At 48.5% G+C, this 19,888-nt stretch carries 18 protein-coding genes and 1 pseudogene; 18 read left to right on the top strand and 1 reads right to left on the bottom strand.

Annotation, left to right across the window (positions count from 1 at the left end; genetic code table 11):
- Window positions 1-847 precede the first annotated feature (847 nt).
- The 4 genes from ACESON_RS01455 (at window position 848) to ACESON_RS01440 (ending at window position 4,296) form a co-directional block, all read left to right on the top strand.
- Window positions 848-1,198: an MmcQ/YjbR family DNA-binding protein gene (locus ACESON_RS01455; RefSeq protein WP_373108155.1), complete on the top strand. Its 351-nt coding sequence runs from the start codon at window positions 848-850 to the stop codon at window positions 1,196-1,198.
- 227 nt (window positions 1,199-1,425) lie between these two features.
- Complete coding sequence (locus tag ACESON_RS01450; protein WP_373108295.1) at window positions 1,426-2,424, top strand: glycosyltransferase family 8 protein; 999 nt, start codon at window positions 1,426-1,428, stop codon at window positions 2,422-2,424.
- A gap of 19 nt (window positions 2,425-2,443) precedes the next feature.
- The gene (locus ACESON_RS01445; protein ID WP_373108153.1) at window positions 2,444-3,415 is read left to right on the top strand and encodes a glycosyltransferase family 2 protein; all 972 of its coding nucleotides are present in this window, start codon (window positions 2,444-2,446) and stop codon (window positions 3,413-3,415) included.
- Window positions 3,412-4,296: a glycosyltransferase gene (locus ACESON_RS01440; RefSeq protein WP_177959485.1), complete on the top strand. Its 885-nt coding sequence runs from the start codon at window positions 3,412-3,414 to the stop codon at window positions 4,294-4,296. The genes ACESON_RS01445 and ACESON_RS01440 overlap by 4 nt, the downstream gene beginning before the upstream one ends.
- 72 nt (window positions 4,297-4,368) lie before the next feature.
- Here the strand turns inward: ACESON_RS01440 and ACESON_RS01435 are convergent, their stop codons facing one another.
- Window positions 4,369-6,048, bottom strand: a complete 1,680-nt coding sequence (locus ACESON_RS01435; protein ID WP_373108151.1) for a L,D-transpeptidase family protein — start codon at window positions 6,046-6,048, stop codon at window positions 4,369-4,371.
- 161 nt (window positions 6,049-6,209) lie between these two features.
- On the opposite strand from ACESON_RS01435, the gene ACESON_RS01430 reads away from it, so the two are divergent.
- The 14 genes and pseudogenes from ACESON_RS01430 to gmhB all read left to right on the top strand — a co-directional run.
- The gene (locus ACESON_RS01430; protein ID WP_177959484.1) at window positions 6,210-7,190 is read left to right on the top strand and encodes a glycosyltransferase; all 981 of its coding nucleotides are present in this window, start codon (window positions 6,210-6,212) and stop codon (window positions 7,188-7,190) included.
- Between the two features lie 23 nt (window positions 7,191-7,213).
- Window positions 7,214-8,659 carry a lipopolysaccharide biosynthesis protein gene (locus tag ACESON_RS01425; RefSeq protein ID WP_373108150.1) on the top strand — a complete coding sequence of 482 codons (1,446 nt, stop codon included), beginning with the start codon at window positions 7,214-7,216 and terminating at the stop codon, window positions 8,657-8,659.
- A gap of 1 nt (window position 8,660) precedes the next feature.
- The gene (locus ACESON_RS01420; protein ID WP_373108149.1) at window positions 8,661-9,698 is read left to right on the top strand and encodes an ATP-grasp domain-containing protein; all 1,038 of its coding nucleotides are present in this window, start codon (window positions 8,661-8,663) and stop codon (window positions 9,696-9,698) included.
- A complete protein-coding gene (locus ACESON_RS01415) occupies window positions 9,691-10,818 on the top strand; it encodes an aminotransferase class V-fold PLP-dependent enzyme (protein WP_177959483.1) in 1,128 nt (375 codons plus the stop codon). Before ACESON_RS01420 ends, ACESON_RS01415 begins: the two co-directional genes overlap by 8 nt.
- Window positions 10,815-11,507: a glycosyltransferase gene (locus ACESON_RS01410; RefSeq protein ID WP_177959482.1), complete on the top strand. Its 693-nt coding sequence runs from the start codon at window positions 10,815-10,817 to the stop codon at window positions 11,505-11,507. The genes ACESON_RS01415 and ACESON_RS01410 overlap by 4 nt, the downstream gene beginning before the upstream one ends.
- 4 nt (window positions 11,508-11,511) lie before the next feature.
- The gene (locus ACESON_RS01405; RefSeq protein ID WP_373108147.1) at window positions 11,512-12,810 is read left to right on the top strand and encodes a lipopolysaccharide biosynthesis protein; all 1,299 of its coding nucleotides are present in this window, start codon (window positions 11,512-11,514) and stop codon (window positions 12,808-12,810) included.
- The gene (locus ACESON_RS01400) at window positions 12,800-13,744 is read left to right on the top strand and encodes a glycosyltransferase family 2 protein (protein WP_373108145.1); all 945 of its coding nucleotides are present in this window, start codon (window positions 12,800-12,802) and stop codon (window positions 13,742-13,744) included. The genes ACESON_RS01405 and ACESON_RS01400 overlap by 11 nt, the downstream gene beginning before the upstream one ends.
- Window positions 13,741-14,118 (top strand): DUF2304 domain-containing protein, encoded by a 378-nt coding sequence (locus ACESON_RS01395; protein ID WP_373108143.1) that lies wholly within the window; start codon window positions 13,741-13,743, stop codon window positions 14,116-14,118. The genes ACESON_RS01400 and ACESON_RS01395 overlap by 4 nt, the downstream gene beginning before the upstream one ends.
- The gene (locus ACESON_RS01390) at window positions 14,108-15,802 is read left to right on the top strand and encodes a DUF2142 domain-containing protein (RefSeq protein ID WP_373108142.1); all 1,695 of its coding nucleotides are present in this window, start codon (window positions 14,108-14,110) and stop codon (window positions 15,800-15,802) included. Before ACESON_RS01395 ends, ACESON_RS01390 begins: the two co-directional genes overlap by 11 nt.
- Before the next feature lie 148 nt (window positions 15,803-15,950).
- Complete coding sequence (gene rfbC / locus ACESON_RS01385) at window positions 15,951-16,505, top strand: dTDP-4-dehydrorhamnose 3,5-epimerase (RefSeq protein ID WP_177959477.1); 555 nt, start codon at window positions 15,951-15,953, stop codon at window positions 16,503-16,505.
- A gap of 18 nt (window positions 16,506-16,523) precedes the next feature.
- Complete coding sequence (locus ACESON_RS01380; protein WP_373108140.1) at window positions 16,524-17,336, top strand: ABC transporter permease; 813 nt, start codon at window positions 16,524-16,526, stop codon at window positions 17,334-17,336.
- Window positions 17,337-17,518: 182 nt separating this feature from the next.
- A complete protein-coding gene (locus ACESON_RS01375) occupies window positions 17,519-18,244 on the top strand; it encodes a nucleotidyltransferase family protein (RefSeq protein WP_373108138.1) in 726 nt (241 codons plus the stop codon).
- Window positions 18,238-19,308: a GHMP kinase gene (locus ACESON_RS01370; RefSeq protein ID WP_177959474.1), complete on the top strand. Its 1,071-nt coding sequence runs from the start codon at window positions 18,238-18,240 to the stop codon at window positions 19,306-19,308. The genes ACESON_RS01375 and ACESON_RS01370 overlap by 7 nt, the downstream gene beginning before the upstream one ends.
- 13 nt (window positions 19,309-19,321) lie before the next feature.
- Window positions 19,322-19,882 (top strand): annotated as a pseudogene (gmhB, locus tag ACESON_RS01365) (D-glycero-beta-D-manno-heptose 1,7-bisphosphate 7-phosphatase); the annotation flags it as partial.
- Between the last annotated feature and the right edge of the window lie 6 nt (window positions 19,883-19,888).

Here is a 19,888-nt window from a genome sequence, read left to right as displayed (position 1 = left end):
TATAGGACAGGCTTCGCCGTTTTTTCTTATGTCATAGGACAGTGCGTCCTATGACATAAAAACGCTCCGCGAGGATCGCCATGGGTTGGAAGAGAATTGGGCTGATGAGACGACCCGCCGCAGGCGAAGAAGCTTGTGAGCGAGCTTCTTTCTTGTTTGTTTTAAAGGACAAGCTTCTTTTGTAAAGCAAAAACACTTCGCAAGGATGAGGCGTGTGTGCCTGAGGAAAATGGCTAATGACAAGAGCTGCGCTCTGGCGAGAGGAAATGCCGAGGGACATTCTCTGCTTTGCATAATTCCAGGGACTGATTATGCATTTAGAGCCGGAAAGAGCGAATCCTGCACAATCCGGTTGAAATTGTGCATTTAAGGAGGAAAAGAGCGAATTCTGCACAATCCGGGGTTGAAATTGTGCATTTAAGGAGGAAAAGAGCGAATTCTGCACAATCTGGGGTTGAAATTGTGCATTTAAGGAGGGAAAAGCCGAATTCTGCACAATCTGGGGTTGAAATTGTGCATTTAAGGAGGAAAAAGCCGAATTCTGCACAATCCGGGGTTGAAATTGTGCATTTAAGGAGGAAAAAGGAGGAACCTGCACAATCCGAGGTTGAGATTTTGCATTTAAGGTGGGAGAAGACGGAACCTGCACAACTGCAGCCAAGGTTTTGCAGGAGTTGAAATAAATGCGGAATACAAAAGGTACAAAAGACAGAACGCAGATTAGATTGTAGGGGAAAAGGAACAGTGTTATAATATGAAAGCAGGCAGGACATATATCCTGCCTGTTACTGACAAGAAATGCATCATTGTCAGAATGTTCAAATAGAAAAGCCGGGGAGTGAAATACTTGAAAAGGGAAGATATTTATGAATATGTAAAAAAGCGATATGGTACAGTGCCAGAATACCTTTGGAAGGATTCTCCCAAAAGTGCAGTGCTTCGGCATAAGAATGGAAAATGGTATGGGGTGCTGATGGAGGTTGAGAGAGCCAGGCTGGGATTAGAAGGAGATACAAAAGTAGACATCATAGATGTAAAATGTAATCCTGACATGGTCGGTCTGCTGACACAGATCTGTGGATTTTTACCGGGATATCATATGAATAAAAGGCACTGGATTACAATGCTGTTGGATGGAACTGTGAGTGAGGAAAAAGTTTTAGATTTTTTGGATATGAGTTATGATTTGATTGAATAAAAGCATTACCAGAAATGAGAGACAGGAAAAATCTTATGAAAACAAGCTTTCAACGTTTTTTCTGTCTGAATCTTCGTATGGCTGTTACTTCAAATCAAGTGTGCCCGGGGGATGCGTTTACATTTCCCAGGGATTATAGTATATTGTAAGTATTCATAATGAGAATGCAGCAGAAGAGGGAGACATGCTGCTGCATAGATTCAAAGTGCGGGAGATGATTGAGATTGATGAAACAGAATGCTCTGGAAGTAGTTTATGCTTCAAATGACGGTTACGCCAGACATTTAGGGGTATCTCTCTGTTCGTTGCTGGACAGAAATCAGGATATGGAGGAAATTCGAGTTCATATTTTAAGCATGGGAATTTCCAGGGAGAACCAGGCCCGCCTGCAGAGGCTGGCAGACAGATATGAGCGGAAATTGATTTTTGTGGAAATAGAGGCGTTGGAAGGCCGTTTTGATCACCCAGTGGATACGGGCGGCTATGATATCAGCATTATGCTGCGCCTTTTTATGGCAGAAGCGCTGCCAAAGGATCTGGATCGAGTGTTGTATCTGGACTGTGATACCGTGGTGGCTCAGTCCTTAAAGCATTTGTGGAATGTACGTCTTGGAGACAGGATCGCAGGCGCTGTTATGGAGCCTACGATTTATAAAGAAGTAAAGGAATCGATTGGCCTGGGGCCGGAGGACGGGTATTTTAATTCCGGTGTGCTTCTGGTGAATTTGAAGAAATGGCGGGAAGAGAACATTCAGGAAAAACTTCTGGAATTCTGGAAGGAAAAGGGAGGAAAGCTGTTTGCCAGCGATCAGGATGTGATCAATGGGACTTTAAAGGGAAGAATTCTGCCGCTTCCTCCCAGATATAACTTTTTTACTAATTATCGGTATTTTTTCTATCGGAGTCTGCTTCGGGTATCTCCTTCCTATCGGGCAGTTACCGGGGCTGAATTTCGGGAGGCAAAGCATCATCCCTTTATCATCCATTATATGGGGGATGAAAGGCCGTGGATTGCAGGAAATCTGAACCATTACCGAAAGGCCTATGAACGGTATCTGGCTCAGACAGAATGGGCCAAAACTCCAAAGGAAAAAGGAAAACGACTGTATATGCTGGCATATCATGGGCTGGATTATTTGACGGTGCTGTGCCCGTCGGCCAGGTTTGCGATCAGCCAGAGCATGGGAATGCGTTTTGTAGAGAATAGAAAGAAGGACAGAAAATAATACGCTTGGAGGAGAAAAAATGATTACAGTATTAATGGCAGCCTGGCAGGGAAAAAAGTATTTGGAGCAGCAGCTGGACTCCATTTTGGCCCAGACGGTTCCTGTGCGGATCTGGGTGTCTGACGATGGCTCAGATGATGGTACAAGGGAGCTTTTGGAGCAGTATTGTGAATGGTATCCGAAGCAGGTTTTTTTACATTCCAGAGAGAATTCCGGAGAAAATGGCGCTGCTGGAAATTTTTTTTGGCTGCTGTCTCTGGCAGCGAAGGAAGGAAAAAGTGATTATGTCATGCTGAGTGATCAGGATGATGTATGGTTCCATCATAAGGTGAAAACTCTTCTGCGAAGAATGAAGCAGCTGGAAAAGGGACTGGGAGAGGCCTGTCCGATTCTTGTTCATTCCGATATGGAAGTGACAGACAGCCAGCTGAATGTACTGGATCCCAGCTTTTTCCACTATTCTCATATCAATCCGACCAGAAGTACATTTGGAGAGATTCTGGTGGAAAATCCGGTAACAGGAGGCGCCCTGATGATGAACCGGGCGTTGCTTAAGCTTCTGGAAAAGGAACCGGCAGCCTGCTTTATGCATGACTGGTGGATAGCATTGACTGCATCCTGTTTTGGCGTGATTGATTTTGTGCCAGAGTCTCTTTCTCAGTATCGTCAGCATGGGGATAATGTACTGGGAGCCAGGGCGTCTGGAAGTCTGAAGGACTGCAGAGAGCGGATAAACCGCCAGAAAGAGGTAGAGGAAAATTACCGGAAAATGATAGAGCAGGCCCGGGCCTTTGGAAAGATGTTCTGGCAGAAGCTGGACGGACGGCAGAGAATGATTCTTCGGGCTTATCTGGCTCTTCCTTATCAGTCTGTGGCTGGACGATGTCAGAATATTGTTAGAAATCGTTTTTTCAAAAGCTCCCGGGTACAGACTGCGGCAATGTGCGTGACAATGCCTCATGCAGGGGAGAAAAGGACAGAGAAAAAATGAAGGTCAACGCAGTAATTTTAAATTACAATGACGCGGATACCGTCGAGACTTTGGTTCGCAGTATTTGTGGATATGAGGTTTTAGAATATATAATCCTTGTGGATAATCATTCTCAGGATGATTCCAGGCAGAAACTTCAGCAGCTGGCCTGTGAACATGAAAAAATCCAGCTGGTATTTCTGGAGGAAAACGGAGGCTATGGAAAGGGAAACAATGCAGGAGTTCGTTTTGCAGCAGAAGAAAACCAGGCTGATTATGTTCTTATATCCAATCCGGATGTGGTGTTTTCTGAGGAGTGTCTGAAGAAAATGCTTCGTATTTTTGAAACTCACAAAGATGTGGCAGCGGTGACGGCCCGGATGGAGGACGCCCAGTACGGAACCCAGAAAAATGGCTGGCCGCTGAGAGGCTTCTGGGGAGAACTGTTTTCCATGGGACCTGTAAGCAGACGTTTGCTCCGGCCTTTTCTTGAATATCCGGATCGACGCTTTCAGGGAAAAAAGGCTGTGTATACCGATGCAGTTCATGGCTCTCTTTTCATGGTTGACGGGAAGAAATTTCTGGATTGCGGTGGATATGACGAGGGAATTTTCCTTTATCAGGAGGAGGCAGTGCTGGCACAGCGTTTTCGGAAGGCCGGATACCGAAGCGTACTTTTGTTAAACTGTCACTACCGCCATGAGCATTCTGTGTCTATCAGTAAATCCTTTCAGGGAGAGCTGGAGAGGCAGCGTTTGCGGGAGAAAAGCGTGCTCTATTATATGAAGAATTATCTGTCAGCAGGTGTATGGAAAATCAGGGTTGCGAAATGCTGGTTCTGGGGAATTCGGATGGAGATTCGGGCAGTCAGGATAGCAGAGGCGCTCCTAAAAAAGATATGATTTTTAAGAAGAAAAAAGCCAAAGCCGTATTCAAGCGGCTTGGCTTTTTTCAATTTGGATAAATTCTGTTAATTACTGCCCTAGCTGTGCAATCAGCCGCTGGGTTTCTGCTGCTATCTGCTCCTGGGTCAGGTTGGGATCGGTAGGATCCCAGGTTTGTTCGAAGGGGATCTCGTACAGGATGGTAGGACGCTCAAAGGGGCCCGGATCCGGACTGTTGTAAACGACTACGGTTGTTCCAATCGCACAGTTGTCGTAGATCCACTTGGAATCAATGGTTGCCAGCCGGATGCATCCGGCGGAACGGGCAATGCCCAGATTGTTGTAGGTGCTGGCCCATACGCTGAACGGATTCTGCCGGTCATAGATAATAGAATGCAGCAGAATGGGCATTCCAGCATGAAGGCGGGTTGCGTACTGGGTATACAGATCGTGAATCATCAGACGCCAGCGGTATTTCTCCGGAGTTTTGAAGGTTCCTACAGGTGTATCATCGCCTACGGAGGTCAGGAAGGATTTAACAGGAATGATAAATCCGTTGCCGCCGTCTTGGGCGTAAACAGTCAGGCAGTTCATCTCCTTGTTGATTTTCAGAAGATAGGGACCTCCTGCCGGAAGGAGAGCTTCTACATCAGTCACCAAACGTCCGTCCTCGCCGAAGTAATATTTATAGCCGTCAATGTACTGCCAGCCTGTTACTGGATAGGAATCCTTAAAGTAATACTGGTTGTTTTCCTGCCAGCCCCAGCCAGTATAATTGGAGCCGTCAGCACCGTGGATATAGCGCATCACACCGTCAATATTCTGAATTCCGTCTGCAGTGGCAGCAGCCAGAGGATTGGAGGTATTCAGGTTTCCGGCAGTTCCTTTAACGAAGAATGCCAGACGGTACCCGGTCAGGTGAAGACCGCGGCCCATGGTACCTGCTGTCTGTCCATTTTTGGCCCAGCCGGTCTGAGTGCCGTCGCTTAATGTAGTCATGTAGTAAATATCATACTTATCAGCAACCGGACCCTTGAACCGGTACTGAATGGCTTCCACCGGAACCATAGTGGCTGCATGAGAGGTCTGCTGACCATTGAGCGCCCAGTCAGACCAGCCATTGGCGGCAGAGTAGGTACGGTAAAGCAGATCTCCGTGAATATTTTCCAGGAAGGTAGAGATGGCGCTGAAGCCAGTTCCCTCACTGGTAATCTCCTGATCGTTGACATAAGGAACAGACCAGTTCTGCTGGCTCAGAAGAAGAGCTGTTGTCTGAAGCCGGGGCTCTCTGCCAGGAACAGTCAGGGGATTGCTTTCCTGCTGTGCTTCCTGCTGCGCTGCCTGCTGCTCGGCCTCCAGCTGTGCGCCTTGCTCCTCGGTCAATTCTCCGGTTCCTGCTCCAGGTGCCGTTTCACCGGAAGGAGTCTGGGTACCCTCGGGCATGGCGGTATTGCCACCCGGTGCTGCAGCACCGCCTCCAGAAGGAGCGGGAGAGCCGGTTCCCTGTTCTATGGTGCCGGAAGAAGAAACGCCTGGACCCCCGGCAGAGGTTTCATCCTGCTCAGTCTGGCCGACGTGAATGACGGGGCTGCCATCCGGGGAATTGTCTGAAACAGATGTTTCCGGAGCGGGAGAAGCTGCTCCAGGTCCCTGAAGAAGAACGGTAGGGGAGCCGTCTGTATTGCCTGCTGCAAACGCACAGGTGACTGTGTTAAGCATCATGGCTCCTGAAAGAAGCATGATCATGCCTGCTTTTGTATGTCTGTGCATAAAATAAATCCTCCTGTGATCATTCTATTGTTAATCTATCACAATACGGTGAAAAATACCATATGAGATTTACATTTTCAGGCCATTATTGTAAAATAAAAGGTAATGGCAAGAAAAATGTAAGAATATCGTTATGGATTTGGAAATGAATGGAGATTAAGATGGAAAAGAAACAACCAGAGGTGATGGTCAGCATCTGCTGTATTACCTTTAATCAAAAAGATTATATCCGGGATGCACTGGAGGGATTTTTAAAACAGAAAACGGATTTTTCTTATGAAATTCTGATCCATGATGACGCCTCTGGAGACGGAACCGGAGAGATTATCCGGGAGTATGTGCAGCGTTTTCCGGAACGGATTTTTCCTATTCTTCAGACGGAAAATCAGTATTCCAAAGGGCTGACCAATATCAGCGGAACCTTTAATTTCCCCAGAGCCAGAGGCCGCTATATTGCTATGTGCGAGGGAGATGACTATTGGACTGATGAGAATAAGCTGCAGCAGCAGGTGGATTTTATGGAGGCCCATCCGGACTGTTCCATCTGTTTTCACAGCGCAGCTGTAGAGGTACAGGGAAAGGCAGTAACAGAGCGCATGATGCGCCCATACCGGGGAAACAGGCGGGTGACGCCGGAGGAGATTATTGACAAAACCTCCGGTTATCCGACGGCTTCCCTTTTGTTTCGCCGGGAAATGGTAGACCATTTGCCGGAATTTTATGTAGAGGCGCCGATTGCGGATATTCCCCTTCAGCTTCTGGCTGCTGCCAGAGGATGGGGGTATTATCTGGATAAGCCCATGTGTGTGTATCGTCTGGGCGGAGCGTCTTCCTGGACAACGCTTATGAAGCAGGGGAATTATGAGCAGAAGCAGGCAGATTACGCCAAAGCCATGGAGAAGATGTATCGGGGCTTTGACCGGGAAACAGGCGGTCGGTTTCAGGAAACTGTGGAGCGTGCGATTTTGCGGCTTGTTTTTCTGACCAGGGTAAATACAAAGAAATACGAAGAGGTTCTGGATCCGCGGAACCGGGAATTTTTCCGGGAGCTGAATCTGCGGACCAGGTTTTTTATCCGTTTTGAGGCAGGCGCGCCGGGGATTTACCGGAGGCTTCAGAGCTGGTTTCACAAAAATGGATAACAGAAGATGACAGGAGTGAAATTGTGGCAGAGACAGAGATGAAACAAAAGGTGGCAAAGGGGCTGTTTTGGAAGCTTCTGGAAAATGGCGGAGCCCAGGGAGTGCAGTTTGTGATTGCCATTTTGCTGGCGCGGCTTCTGACCCCGGCAGAATATGGTGTAGTGGGAATTATTATGATTTTCATTACGATTGCAAATGTATTTGTACAGAGCGGCTTTTCTACGGCTCTGGTGCAGAAACGGAAGGCAGATGAGGTGGATTTTTCCTCTGTCTGCTATTTTGAACTGGCAGCAGCGCTTGGAGTGTACGGTCTTTTGTATGGAGCGGCGCCATCGATAGCAGATTTTTATGGACTTCCAGTGCTTTGTGATATTGTACGGGTTTTGGGAGTGGTTCTTTTTCCCGGAGCAGTTATTTCCGTACAGACAGCTTATGTGTCCCGGAACATGGAATTCCGGGGCCTGTTTTTTTCCACCCTGGCAGCGTCCCTGGTGTCCGGAGGGCTGAGTATTGCCATGGCGGCTGCAGGCTGGGGCGTGTGGGCAATGGTGGGACAGCAGATCAGCTATTATATCAGTCTGATGGCAGTGCTGTTTTTGACGGTTTCCTGGAAGCCGCGCAGATGTTTTTCCATGGAACGGGTGGGAGGAATGTTTTCCTTTGGCTGGAAGCTTTTGTGTGCCTCCCTTTTGGATACAGTTTTTAATAATCTCTATGGACTTTTAATTGGAAAGATATATAATGAAGAATTATTGGGAAGCTATACCAGAGGGGAGCAGTTTCCAAAGCTGATTGCATCGAATCTGGGGGCGGCGATTCAGGCAGTGCTTCTTCCGGCTTTTTCTGCCAGTCAGGACAGCCGGGAAACGGTTCGTGATATGGTTCGCCGTGCAATCCGTTTAAGCTCCTTTGCTGTGCTTCCTATGCTGATGGGGTTATTTGCTGTGGCAGATACCCTGGTTTTAGCTCTTTTGGGAGAGCAATGGATGGTTTGTGTGCCGTTTTTGCGGATTATGTGTATCTCCTACTGTTTCTGGCCGATTCATATTACCAATCTTCAGGCTATTAACGCGGTGGGAAGAAGTGATATTTTTCTGAAGCTGGAGCTGGTGAAGAAAGGGCTGAGCCTGGCTGCTCTGCTGGTGGGAATACAGTTTAATGTGTTTATTATGGTATGTATCAAGGCTTTTCAGGATTTTCTGTGCACCTTTGTCAATGCAGCACCCAATCAGAAACTGCTGGGCTACAGCATTGCTCAGCAGTGGAGAGATGTGGCTCCGCCGGCCTTTTTATCAGCTGTTATGTGTGTAGCTGTTATGGCAGCGGGGAGATTGCTTCCTGAGATGTCCGTGTGGCTGAAGCTGGCTGTGCAGATTGTATGTGGCTGCGGCGTTTATGCGGGGCTGGCGTGGATATTCCGGCTGGAGAGCTTTTGCTATCTGGTGGGAATGGTGAGAGGAGAAAAGTAGGATGATGAAAAATACAGTGCTTGTGACAGCTATCGGTTCTTTTTCTGCAGATGCAGTGATTCAGTCCTGCCGCAGAGAGGGCTTTCGGATTGTGGGCTGTGATATTTATCCGGCAGAGTGGGTGGTCAGCTCCATGGATGTAGATGTGTTTTACCGGGCGCCCTATGCCACAGATACAGAGGCCTACCGGAGCTTTATCAGACAGATATGTGAAACGGAGCAGATAGATTATGTGCTTCCTCTGACCGATATAGAGATCGATGTGTTTCAGCAGTGGAGACAGGAGGATCAGAATTGCCCGGGAGGAAGGGCTGTGGTCTGTATGTCTGATCGGGAAACCATTCATCTATGCCGGAACAAAAGAAGAGCGGCACAGCTTTTGGATGCGCAGAAAATATGCCGGACCATTCCGGGAAAACGGCTTTCCGAGCTTTTAGAGACTTTGGAAAATTCTGGGCAGGAGGGACTTGCCGGGCTTTCTTATCCGCTGGTTATCAAGCCGGAGGATGGACGCAGCAGCCAGGGTCTGCGGCGGATTTTTGATTTTCGGGAAATGGAGCTGGCAGTCAGCCAGCTGAGGGAACAGGCAGAACATTATCTGGTGCAGCCGATGATTTCTGGAGGGATTACTACAGTAGATGTAGTAAGGAGCCCGGAAACAGGAAGATGTGTGTGCCTTCCTCGAAGAGAACTTCTGCGTACACTAAACGGAGCTGGAACCTCTGTACAGGTATTTCGGGATCCGGTTCTGGAAAAAATCTGTGAAGCGATTGCAGGCGCTTTGAACGTAAAGGGCTGTGTCAATTTTGAATTTATTGAGCATCACACAGAGCAGGGAGAGGTCTTGTGGTATTTTCTTGAGTGCAATCCCCGGTTTGCCGGGGGCGTAGCTTTTTCCTGCATGGCTGGATACGATATGGTGAAAAATCATCTGCGGTGCTTTGCGGGAGAGGAGCCTGAGCCTGCGGGGAGGATCCAGAGTCAGTATATTGCAAGACGGTATACAGAGTACCGGATGAAGGAGGATACCAATGAATAAGAAGCATGAGACTCCAATTATGGTGACCAGGTCTTCCCTGCCGCCTTTGGAGGAATATGTGGAAATGTTAAAGCCTATCTGGGAAAGCGCATGGCTGACCAATATGGGCGAGTATCATGAGGAACTGAAGCGTCAGCTGAAACGCTTTTTGAAGGCAACGGAGCTGGAGCTCTTTGTCAATGGTCATATGGCTTTGGAGCTGGCGCTGCAGGCCATGAATCTGCAGGGAGAGGTGATTACCACCCCGTTTACTTTTGCATCGACAACCCATGCGATTGTCCGAAATGGTCTGACTCCTGTATTCTGTGATATTAATGACCGAGATTATACCATGGATGCAGAGAAGATAGAAGGACTGATTACAGAGAAAACCTGCGCCATTGTGCCGGTTCATGTATATGGAAATATCTGTGATGTGGATCGGATCCATGAGATTGCTCAGAAGCATGGTCTGAAAGTGATTTACGATGCAGCCCATGCCTTTGGAGAGGAATTGGATGGAACGGGAGTGGGGCAGTTTGGCGACGCTTCCATGTTCAGCTTTCATGCCACCAAGGTTTTTCACAGTATTGAAGGCGGGGCAGTCGTGTTTCAGGACGAGGCGCTGAAGGATCTCCTGTATCAGCTGAAAAATTTCGGAATTACAGGCTATGAAAGCGTGGAGTATGTGGGGGCCAATGGAAAAATGAATGAATTCCAGGCGGCTATGGGACTGTGCAATCTTCGTCACATTGAAGGAGAGATTGAGAAACGGAGCCGTCTGGCCAGACATTACCGGGAACGGCTTTCCGGGATACCGGGCATCCGGCTTTGTGAGGAGAATCCCCGGATAAAATATAACTATGCCTATATGCCTGTGGTATTTGACGGCTATGGCGCAGATCGGGATCAGATTTTTGAGGCCTTGAAGGAGCACAATATTTTTGCTCGAAAGTATTTTTATCCCTGTGTCAACAGCTATCAGTGCTACAGAGAACAGTTCCAGGCGGAGGATACTCCGGTGGCGGCACGGATTGCCTCTCAGGTACTGACGCTTCCCCTGTATGCGGATATGCCGGTGGAGGTGGCAGATGAAATCTGTGATGTGATCCTGGCGCAGGGAAACGGGAGGAATGAATGAACAGGGTGCTTGTAGTGATTCCAGCTTATAATGAAGCGGAAAATATTGAGCGGGTGGTGGACGAGCTGATCACGCACTATCCGGAGCTGGATTATCTGATAATCAATGATGGTTCCAAGGACCAGACTGCGGAAATATGCCGAAGCAGAGGATATCATCTTCTGGATTTGCCGGTGAATCTGGGGCTGGCTGGATGCTTTCAGGCTGGGATGAAATATGCCTGCCTGAAGGGATATCAGTATGCCATTCAGTTTGACGGAGACGGACAGCACAGGCCGGAGTATATAGAGTCTATGAGGCAGAAAATGGACGAGGGCTATGATATTGTGATTGGAAGCCGTTTTGTTGATGAAAAAAAAAGCTTTTCCATGCGTATGATTGGAAGCCGCATGATTGCAGCGGCCATTCGCCTGACTACGGGAGTCCATGTGGCGGATCCCACATCTGGTATGCGGATGTTTAATCAGAAAATGATTCGGGAATTTGCTCTGAACTTAAATTACGGGCCAGAGCCGGACACCGTATCCTTTCTTTTAAAGCAGGGAGCCCGGGTGGCAGAGGTTCCGGTGGTGATTGGGGATCGTCTGGGCGGGGAAAGCTATCTGAAGCCTGCTGTAGCAGTCAGCTATATGGCGCGGATGATGATTTCCATTTTACTGATACAAAATTTCCGAAAGAAGAAAGGATAGAGCCATGAATCAGTGGACGGCGGCCCTGTTAAAAACCGGATCCAACCGGGAAAAATCAAATATGCTCTGGAATATGGCAGGAAGCTTTTGCTATGCCTTTTCCAGTATGGTACTCTCTTTTCTGGTGATGCATCTGGCCGGAGAGGAACAGGGAGGGATTTTTGCATTTGGGTTCAGCACAGTAGGACAGCAGATGTTTCTGCTGGCGTATTTTGGAATCCGTCCCTTTCATATTACGGATGGTACCGTTCAGTACCGGTTTGGTGATTATCTGCATCACCGGTATCTGACCTGCACAGCAGCTATGCTGCTGGGACTGCTGCGGCTGGCAGTCAGCGGATACCGGGCAGAAAAGGCAGCGATTATTTTTCTGCTGATTGGATATAAGGTGATTGACGGCTTTGCAGATGTATATGAGTCAGAATTTCAGAGAAATGGCCGTTTGTATCTGACGGGAAAATCCAATACCTTCCGAACAATCCTTTCTGTGGGTGTATTTCTGATAACACTGACAGTGGGAAAGAATCTGGCTGTGGCCTGTGTGGCGGCAGTCTGCGGACAGGCTGTGGGTGTGTATCTGTTTGACGTGATAGTGCTGCGCTGCCTGGAGGGAGTGGATTACAGCAGAAGAAAGGGAAGCCTGCGGGAGCTGACTATGTCTACGATTCTTCTGTTTGTGTCTGTATTCCTGGACTTTTATATTTTTTCTGCATCGAAATATGCCATTGATGCCCATATGAATGATGCGGCTTCCGGGTATTTTAATGTGATTTTTATGCCGACCTTAGTGATCAATCTGGCGGCAGGCTTTGTGATTCGGCCGTTTCTGACCAGCCTGACCGATTGCTGGAACAACCAGAGATTTTCCGAGTTTACGCAGAAGCTTCGGCGGCTGACGGCAGTCATCGCAGCGCTCAGCATTCTTGCGGTAGGGGGAACTTTGATTCTGGGCCGTCCAGTGCTGTCTGTACTGGAATGGATTCTGGGGCCAGTGTATGCCGGAAAGCTGACGCCTTATTCGGGGGCATTTGCAGCGATTGTGCTGGGAGGCGGCTTCTATGCGCTTTTAAATCTTTATTATTACGCTTTGGTAATCATGCGCCGGCAGAAAACGATTTTGGGAATTTATGTGGTTATGACAGGGGCGGCGGCTGTTCTGGCGCCGGCGGCGGTCATCCAAAACGGAATTTCCGGCGCGGCTTTTTCGTATCTGATTTTAATGGCGTTTATGGCAGCGGGCTTTGTCCTTTGGACCCTGATTGGCCTGCGTCAGGGAAAGCGAGGTGTGGAGCATGACGGTTGATGTGTTGATTCCGGTGTACAAGCCGGATCGGGTTTTTGCAAGACTTCTTCAGATGCTGCAGCAGCAGACGCGAAAACCGGACAGAATTATTGTGGTAAATACAGAAAAGGAATACTGGAATCCAGGAGGGTATCAGGGGATTCCGGGACTGAAGGTGTATCACGTAAAAAAAGAGGAATTTGACCATGGCGGCACGAGAAATCTGGCAGCCTGGTATTCGGATGCAGATATTATGATTTTTATGACAGATGACGCGGTTCCTCAGGATGAGCATCTGATTGAACGTCTGACAGAAGCATTCGATAAAAAAGGGCCGGAGGGAGAGACGGTGGCTGTGGCTTATGCAAGACAGCTTCCGGCAAAGGACTGCCGTTTGATTGAGCGGTATACCAGAAGCTTTAATTATCCGGAGGAGGGGCGCATTAAGACGAAAAAGGATCTGCCGAAGCTGGGGATTAAAACGTATTTCGCATCCAATGTGTGCTGTGCCTACCGAAAGGATATTTTCGAGAAGCTGGAAGGCTTTACCGGAAGAACCATTTTTAACGAAGATATGATTTACGCTGCGGGAGCCATTCAGGCTGGCTATGGAGTTGCTTATGTGCCGGAGGCGCGGGTAATCCATTCTCACAATCTTTCTCCCATGCAGCAGTTTCGGCGTAATTTTGATATGGCTGTGTCTCAGGCAGAGCATCCGGAGATATTTGCGGAAATCCGTTCTGAGAGCGAGGGAATCCGCCTGGTGAAGCAGACCGCTTTGTGGCTGTTAAAAAAGGGCAGGTTCTGGCTCCTTCCGTCTCTGGCAGTGACCAGCGGCTGTAAGTATCTGGGTTACCGTCTGGGAAAACAGTATGAAAAATTACCCAGAAAAATGGTTCTCTGGTGTTCCATGAGTCCTGTTTACTGGGAGAAGAAATGGAGGAAGCGGGGATGATGACAACGACTCTGCGGGCTGCTCTGATTTTCGTTTCTCTGGGCACCTGCTGTCTGATTATGCGGAAAATCCGTCAGTCAAAAATGCAGATCGAAAGCGCCATTTTCTGGATTGTGCTTTCTCTGGTTCTGGTAGTATACAGTCTGTTTCCCCAGGTGGCAGATTTTTGCTCTGGCGTTCTGGGAATTTATGCAACCACAAACTTTTTGTTTCTGTTTGCGATTTTTGTTTTGATTGTAAAAGTATTTTATATGTCTGTTCATATTTCTCAGCTGGAAAGCCAGGTAAAGGAGCTGGTTCAGAGAATTGCTCTGGATGAGAAAATGCGTCAGGAGAAGGAAGCCGAGAAAACGGGAGGGGCGCATGAAAAATAAGTGTATTTGGCCTGTAGCCCTTCTGGCTGTGGCCGGGGCAGGTCTGTGGCATTTTTTGGAGGTGCAGGAAGGAGCTGTGGCTGTAGGGGACGCCTGGATGAGGGGGTGGTATCTGGCGCTTCTTACAGCAGTGCTTGTGTTTCTGGCTGGAGCCGGACTGGCTTTTTCAGGAAAATCCCCTGCATCTTTTAGCTGGATATTCCGGAAAAAGTCGAAGACAGAGGCGGGCTGGAGACTGGAGCAGATTTATCCGGCAGCCGGTTTGATTCTGGGACTTCTCTTTCTTTTTGTCCTTCCTCCATTGTCAGCGCCGGATGAAATCAGCCATTATGTCAGCGCCTACCAGCTTTCCAGCAAAATCCTGGGAATGCCTTCCAATGCTCCGAATGGCCGTGTGCTTTTAAGACCTCAGGATGTGTGGGTGGAGGATCTGGACGGTGTTTATGAATATGAACCAGATGAGGCAGGCAATTTAAAAGTGGTTCTGGAAAGCTCTGAGGGCAGCAGAAAGCTGGGAGATCCTCTGGATCAGTCTGTGTACCATCTGATTTGGGAGCTGGCGCCGGATAAGCAGTATGAACCGGGACGGGCTGAGGCGTTGGAGGGAAAAATGGTGGGTTCCATGTATCCGCCGGTTACAACCACGCCGGTGGCCTATGGACCCCAGGCCCTGGGAATGGCTCTGGTAAGGGCCATGGACTGGGGAACTCTGCCTCTTCTTTACCTGGGGCGTCTTTGTAATCTGGTATTTTTTGTATTTATGACCTGGCTGGCCATGAAACGGCTTCCCTTTGGAAAGGAGGTGCTGTTTGGAACAGCCCTTCTGCCTATGACCCTTCATCTGTCATCCTCTTTTTCCTATGATGCGATGATTATGGGATGTATGTTTTATTTCACTGCCGTGTGCCTGGATCTGGCTTATGAGAAGGAACGGGCAGAGTGGAAGGGTGTGGCTGTCCTGTCTCTTGTTATGGCTGCGGCAGGTCCCTGCAAAATGGTGTACGCTGTCATGATGGGGCTGTGCCTGCTGATTCCTGTGAAAAAATTCGGCGGCTGGGGAAGGTGGTTTATTTCTGCCGCCTGTGTGGCGGGAGCCTGGGCCGGGGCCATGTATCTGGTCAACAGTCAGGTGATTGTTTCCTATGCCACAGAGACAGAGAGCTATGTCCAGTGGGCAGGGGAAAGCGGTTACAGTCTGAGCCTTTTGATTCACCAGCCCATGCGCCTGATTAAGATTTTTTATCAGACTCTGCTGTGGCAGGCCCAGCATTATCATCTGACTATGATCGGCGCCTACCTGGGAAATCTGGATCCGGTGCTGGATGTTCCCTATGTGCTGGTAGTTCTTTTTACTTTGTGCCTGTTGGGGCTGGCTCTGCGAAAGCCAGGAGAGAGTCTTTCCATCACAGGAGGAAAACGGATGTGGGTATTTGCAGTCTGTGCAGCCTGCGCTTCTGCAGTGATGCTGTCTATGCTGATTGCCTGGACACCTCTCAGCTCCCGGGTCATTAATGGTGTGCAGGGACGGTATTTTCTGCCCTTCCTTCCAGTGCTGCTTCTGGCGTTGAAAAATGACTGGGTGGTTTTGACAAAGGAGAGAAACCGTAGTATATTGTATCTGATGTGCTGTCTGAATGGGTATGAGCTGCTGCGTCTGTATGCCATTGTCAGCATACGGCTGTAGAGGCAGCCTGAGACGGCAGTAACGACAGGGACATCCGCTGTTTCCTGAAGGGATATCAGTTGGGAAGAGGAGCTTCCGGAATCGTTACGTTTTGATAAAGAACCGTCGGCAGGGCCAGAAGGCCAGCCGGCAGAAGAGGAGATAAAAAATGGGAAAAATTAAAGTAACAGCCTGTGATATTGAAGGATTGTATGTGATTGAGCCGGCTGTATTTAACGACGAGCGTGGCTACTTTATGGAAACCTACAATCAGAATGATTTTAAAGAGGCGGGACTGGACATGGTATTTGTCCAGGACAACCAGTCTATGTCTGTCCGCGGAGTGCTGCGGGGACTTCATTTTCAAAAGCAGTTTCCTCAGGGAAAGCTGGTACGGGCTGTCCGCGGTTCTGTATTTGATGTGGCAGTGGATCTGCGGGCAGATTCCAAAACCTACGGAAAATGGTTTGGTGTGGAGCTGACTGCAGAAAATAAAAAGCAGTTTTATATTCCGGAGGGCTTTGCCCATGGATTTTTGGTGCTGTCAGATGAGGCAGAGTTTGCCTATAAGTGTACCGATTTCTATCATCCCGGCGATGAGGGCGGCCTGGCCTGGAACGATCCGGAGATTGGTATTGAGTGGCCGCTGCAGGATGGTGTGGAGCTGATTATTTCCGATAAGGATAAAAAGTGGAGCGGCTTAAAGGACACGTTCCGATTCTGATGAGAGGAAAAGAACAGTATGAATGATTTAATTTCCCTTCTGAAGGAGATTGTAACACGCAGGAAGCTGATATGGGATCTGGCAAAGGCAGATTTTAAGAAGCGGTTTGTAGGCTCTTATTTTGGAATGGTATGGATGTTTGTCCAGCCTCTGGTGACGGTGCTGATTTATTTCTTCATCTTTCAGCTGGGGTTTAAAAGTGTTCCGCCTGTGCCGGGAGTGCCCTATGTGCTCTGGCTGGTGCCAGGAATTGTGCCCTGGTTTTTCTACAGCGAGGCTTTAAACTGTATTACAGGCTGTCTTCAGGAGTACAGCTATCTGGTAAAAAAGGTAGTGTTTCAGGTGGAGATTCTGCCCGTGATTAAACTGATTTCCTGTCTTCTGGTTCACGGCTTTTTCCTTCTGATTATGCTGATCATGGCGCTTTGCTTTGGAAAGCTGCCTATGGCAACCTGGATTCAGATTTTGTATTATTCCTTTGCGGCTTCCATGCTGGCTTTGGCTTTTGGCTATCTGACCAGCGCAATTCATGTGTTTTTTAAGGACATGGCTCAGATTGTCAGCATCTGCCTGCAGTTCGGAATGTGGCTGTCACCAATTATGTATCAGGAAACCATGTTTTCTGCGGATTATCCATGGATTGTTACGGTTTTGAAGCTGAATCCTTTCTATTATATAGTTGCCGGATACCGGGACAGTATTCTGACAGGAAACTGGTTCTGGGAGCGTCCAACCCTGACCGTGTATTTCTGGGTGGTAACTCTTGTGATAGGATTTGCAGGTTTGAAGGTGTTTAAACGGCTGCGCCCTCATTTCTCAGACGTTCTGTAGGAGAGAGGCGGATGCCGGAATCAGGATAGAAATGGCGGCGGTGGCCGCCTTTTCTGATCATTCCTTTGCGATTGCTTACTATTTTATAAAGATAGTAGCGGAATCCTATGGAAAATGGTATAATGCAACATGATTATGGAGTTTTCTGCCCTTTTAGAAAACGGGCAGGACAGGAGGAAAAAATGCAGGCGATTTTACTGGCAGGCGGTCTGGGAACGCGGCTTCGCAGCGTAGTAAGCGATCGGCCTAAGCCCATGGCGCTGATTGAAAACAGGCCGTTTATGGAGTATGTAGTCCACGAACTGTCCAGATACGGCGTGACAGATATTATTTTTGCAGTTGGATATAAGGGAACCATGGTAGAGGAGTATTTCCAGGATGGAAGGAATTTTGCGGCGCCGGACGGAACGCCGCTGACGGTTCATTATGCCTACGAGGAGGAGCTGTTAGGGACAGCGGGAGCCATCAAAAATGCGGGCAGATTTGTAACAGAGGATCGGTTTTTTGTTCTCAATGCAGATACCTTTTATCAGATTGATTACAGCCGTTTGACAGCTCTCCAGGAGAAGGAGGAGTTAGACATGGCCCTGGTGCTTCGCCAGGTGCCGGATATTTCCCGGTACGGGGAAGCTGTGCTGACAGAGGGGCGTCTGACTGGCTTTAATGAAAAAACGGCAGAGGCAAGACCCGGCTCTATCAATGGGGGAATTTATCTGATGACAAGAAAGCTGCTTGAGGAGATTCCGGAGGGAAAGGTTTCTCTGGAAAATGAGATGATTCCCCGCTGGCTGAAGGAAAACAGAAGGCTGGGCGGTTTTGTTCACGACGGATATTTTATTGATATCGGGATTCCCGAGGCATACTATCAGTTTATTGAAGATGTCCAGAAAGGAGTTGTTGTATGGTAATCAGAGGACGGGCTCCTTTGCGGGTCAGCTTTGGCGGCGGCGGTACGGACGTGGCGCCTTTCTGTGTGGAACAGGGGGGAGCGATTATCGGAAGTACGATCAATAAGTACGCCTATTGCTCAATCGTTCCCAGAGAGGATGATCAGATTATTGTTCATTCTCTGGACTTTGATATGACGGTAAAGTACAATACCAGAGAAAATTTTGTTTATGACGGCAAGCTGGATCTGGTAAAGGCAGCCTTGAAGGCTATGGAGATTGACCGGGGCTGTGAGGTTTATCTGCAGTGTGATGCTCCTCCCGGATCGGGCCTGGGTACTTCTTCTACGGTGATGGTGGCGCTTCTGATTGCTATGGCCCGGTGGAAGGGCGTGGAAATGGACGGCTATCGTCTGGCAGACCTGGCCTATCAGGTAGAGCGGGAGGATCTGAAGATTGCAGGAGGCTATCAGGATCAGTATGCAGCTACCTTTGGCGGTTTTAATTTTATTGAATTCCATGGTCGGAATAATGTCGTGGTAAATCCTCTGCGAATCAAAAAGGATATTATTCATGAGCTTCAGTATAATCTGCTTCTCTGCTACACGGGAAATATTCATGTGTCAGCGAATATTATCCAGGATCAGGTTCAGAATTATGAGAAAAAGGATGCCTTTGACGCCATGTGTGAGGTAAAAGCCCTGGCCTATGCTATGAAGGACGAGCTTTTAAGGGGAAATCTTCACAGCTTTGGAAAGCTGCTGGATTATGGCTGGCAGAGTAAGAAGCGGATGAGCAGCAAGATCACTAATCCGCAGATTGATGAGCTTTATGAAGAAGCTTTGAAGGCGGGCGCTTTGGGCGGAAAGCTGTTAGGCGCCGGCGGAGGAGGATATTTGCTGATGTACTGCCCCTACAATGTAAAGCATAAGGTGGCAGCGCGGATGGAGCTGGTAGGCGGCCAGCTGACAGACTGGAATTTTGAACTGCGGGGCGCTCAGGCGTGGATCGCAGATGAGAACCGCTGGGATTACAGCAGCGTAAAGGTGCATCTTCCCAATGGAGATTATCATTTTGCACTCTGAGGATGAAAAGACAATGGAAAAAGTAATATTTCTGGATCGGGACGGAACACTGAATGCGGAGGTAAATTACCTTCACAGGCCGGAGGATCTGCAGCTGCTTCCCGGAGTGCCGGAGGCTCTTCGGAGACTGAAAGAGGCTGGCTATAAGCTTGTTGTGGTAACGAACCAGGCGGGGGTGGCCCGCGGATACTATAAAGAAGCGGATGTGGATACTCTTCACCGGTATATGAATGAAATTCTGGCGGCAGATGGGGCGGAAATTGACGCATTTTTTTACTGTCCTCACCATCCGGAGCATGGAATCGGAGATTATAAAAAGAATTGCCTCTGCAGAAAACCGGGAACAGGTATGTTTGAGCAGGCGGAGGCTCTGTTTGATGTAGATCGGAAAAGCTCCTGGATGATTGGAGATAAGCTGATTGACACAGAGGCCGGACGAAATTACGGAGTGAGAACTGTGCTGGTGGGAACCGGATACGGAAGAGCTGAGGCAGAGAAAATCCAGGCTCAGAGAGAAAAGCCTTTTGATTTTTATGCAGAGGATCTGGAGACAGCAGTCAGACTGATTTTGGAGGATGCA

The sequence above is a fragment of the Lachnoclostridium sp. Marseille-P6806 genome (assembly GCF_964238185.1).
Taxonomy (GTDB): Bacteria; Bacillota; Clostridia; order Lachnospirales; family Lachnospiraceae; genus Brotaphodocola.
Note: the sequence above shows the minus strand (reverse complement) of the source record. Positions and strands in the feature narration are given on the sequence as shown.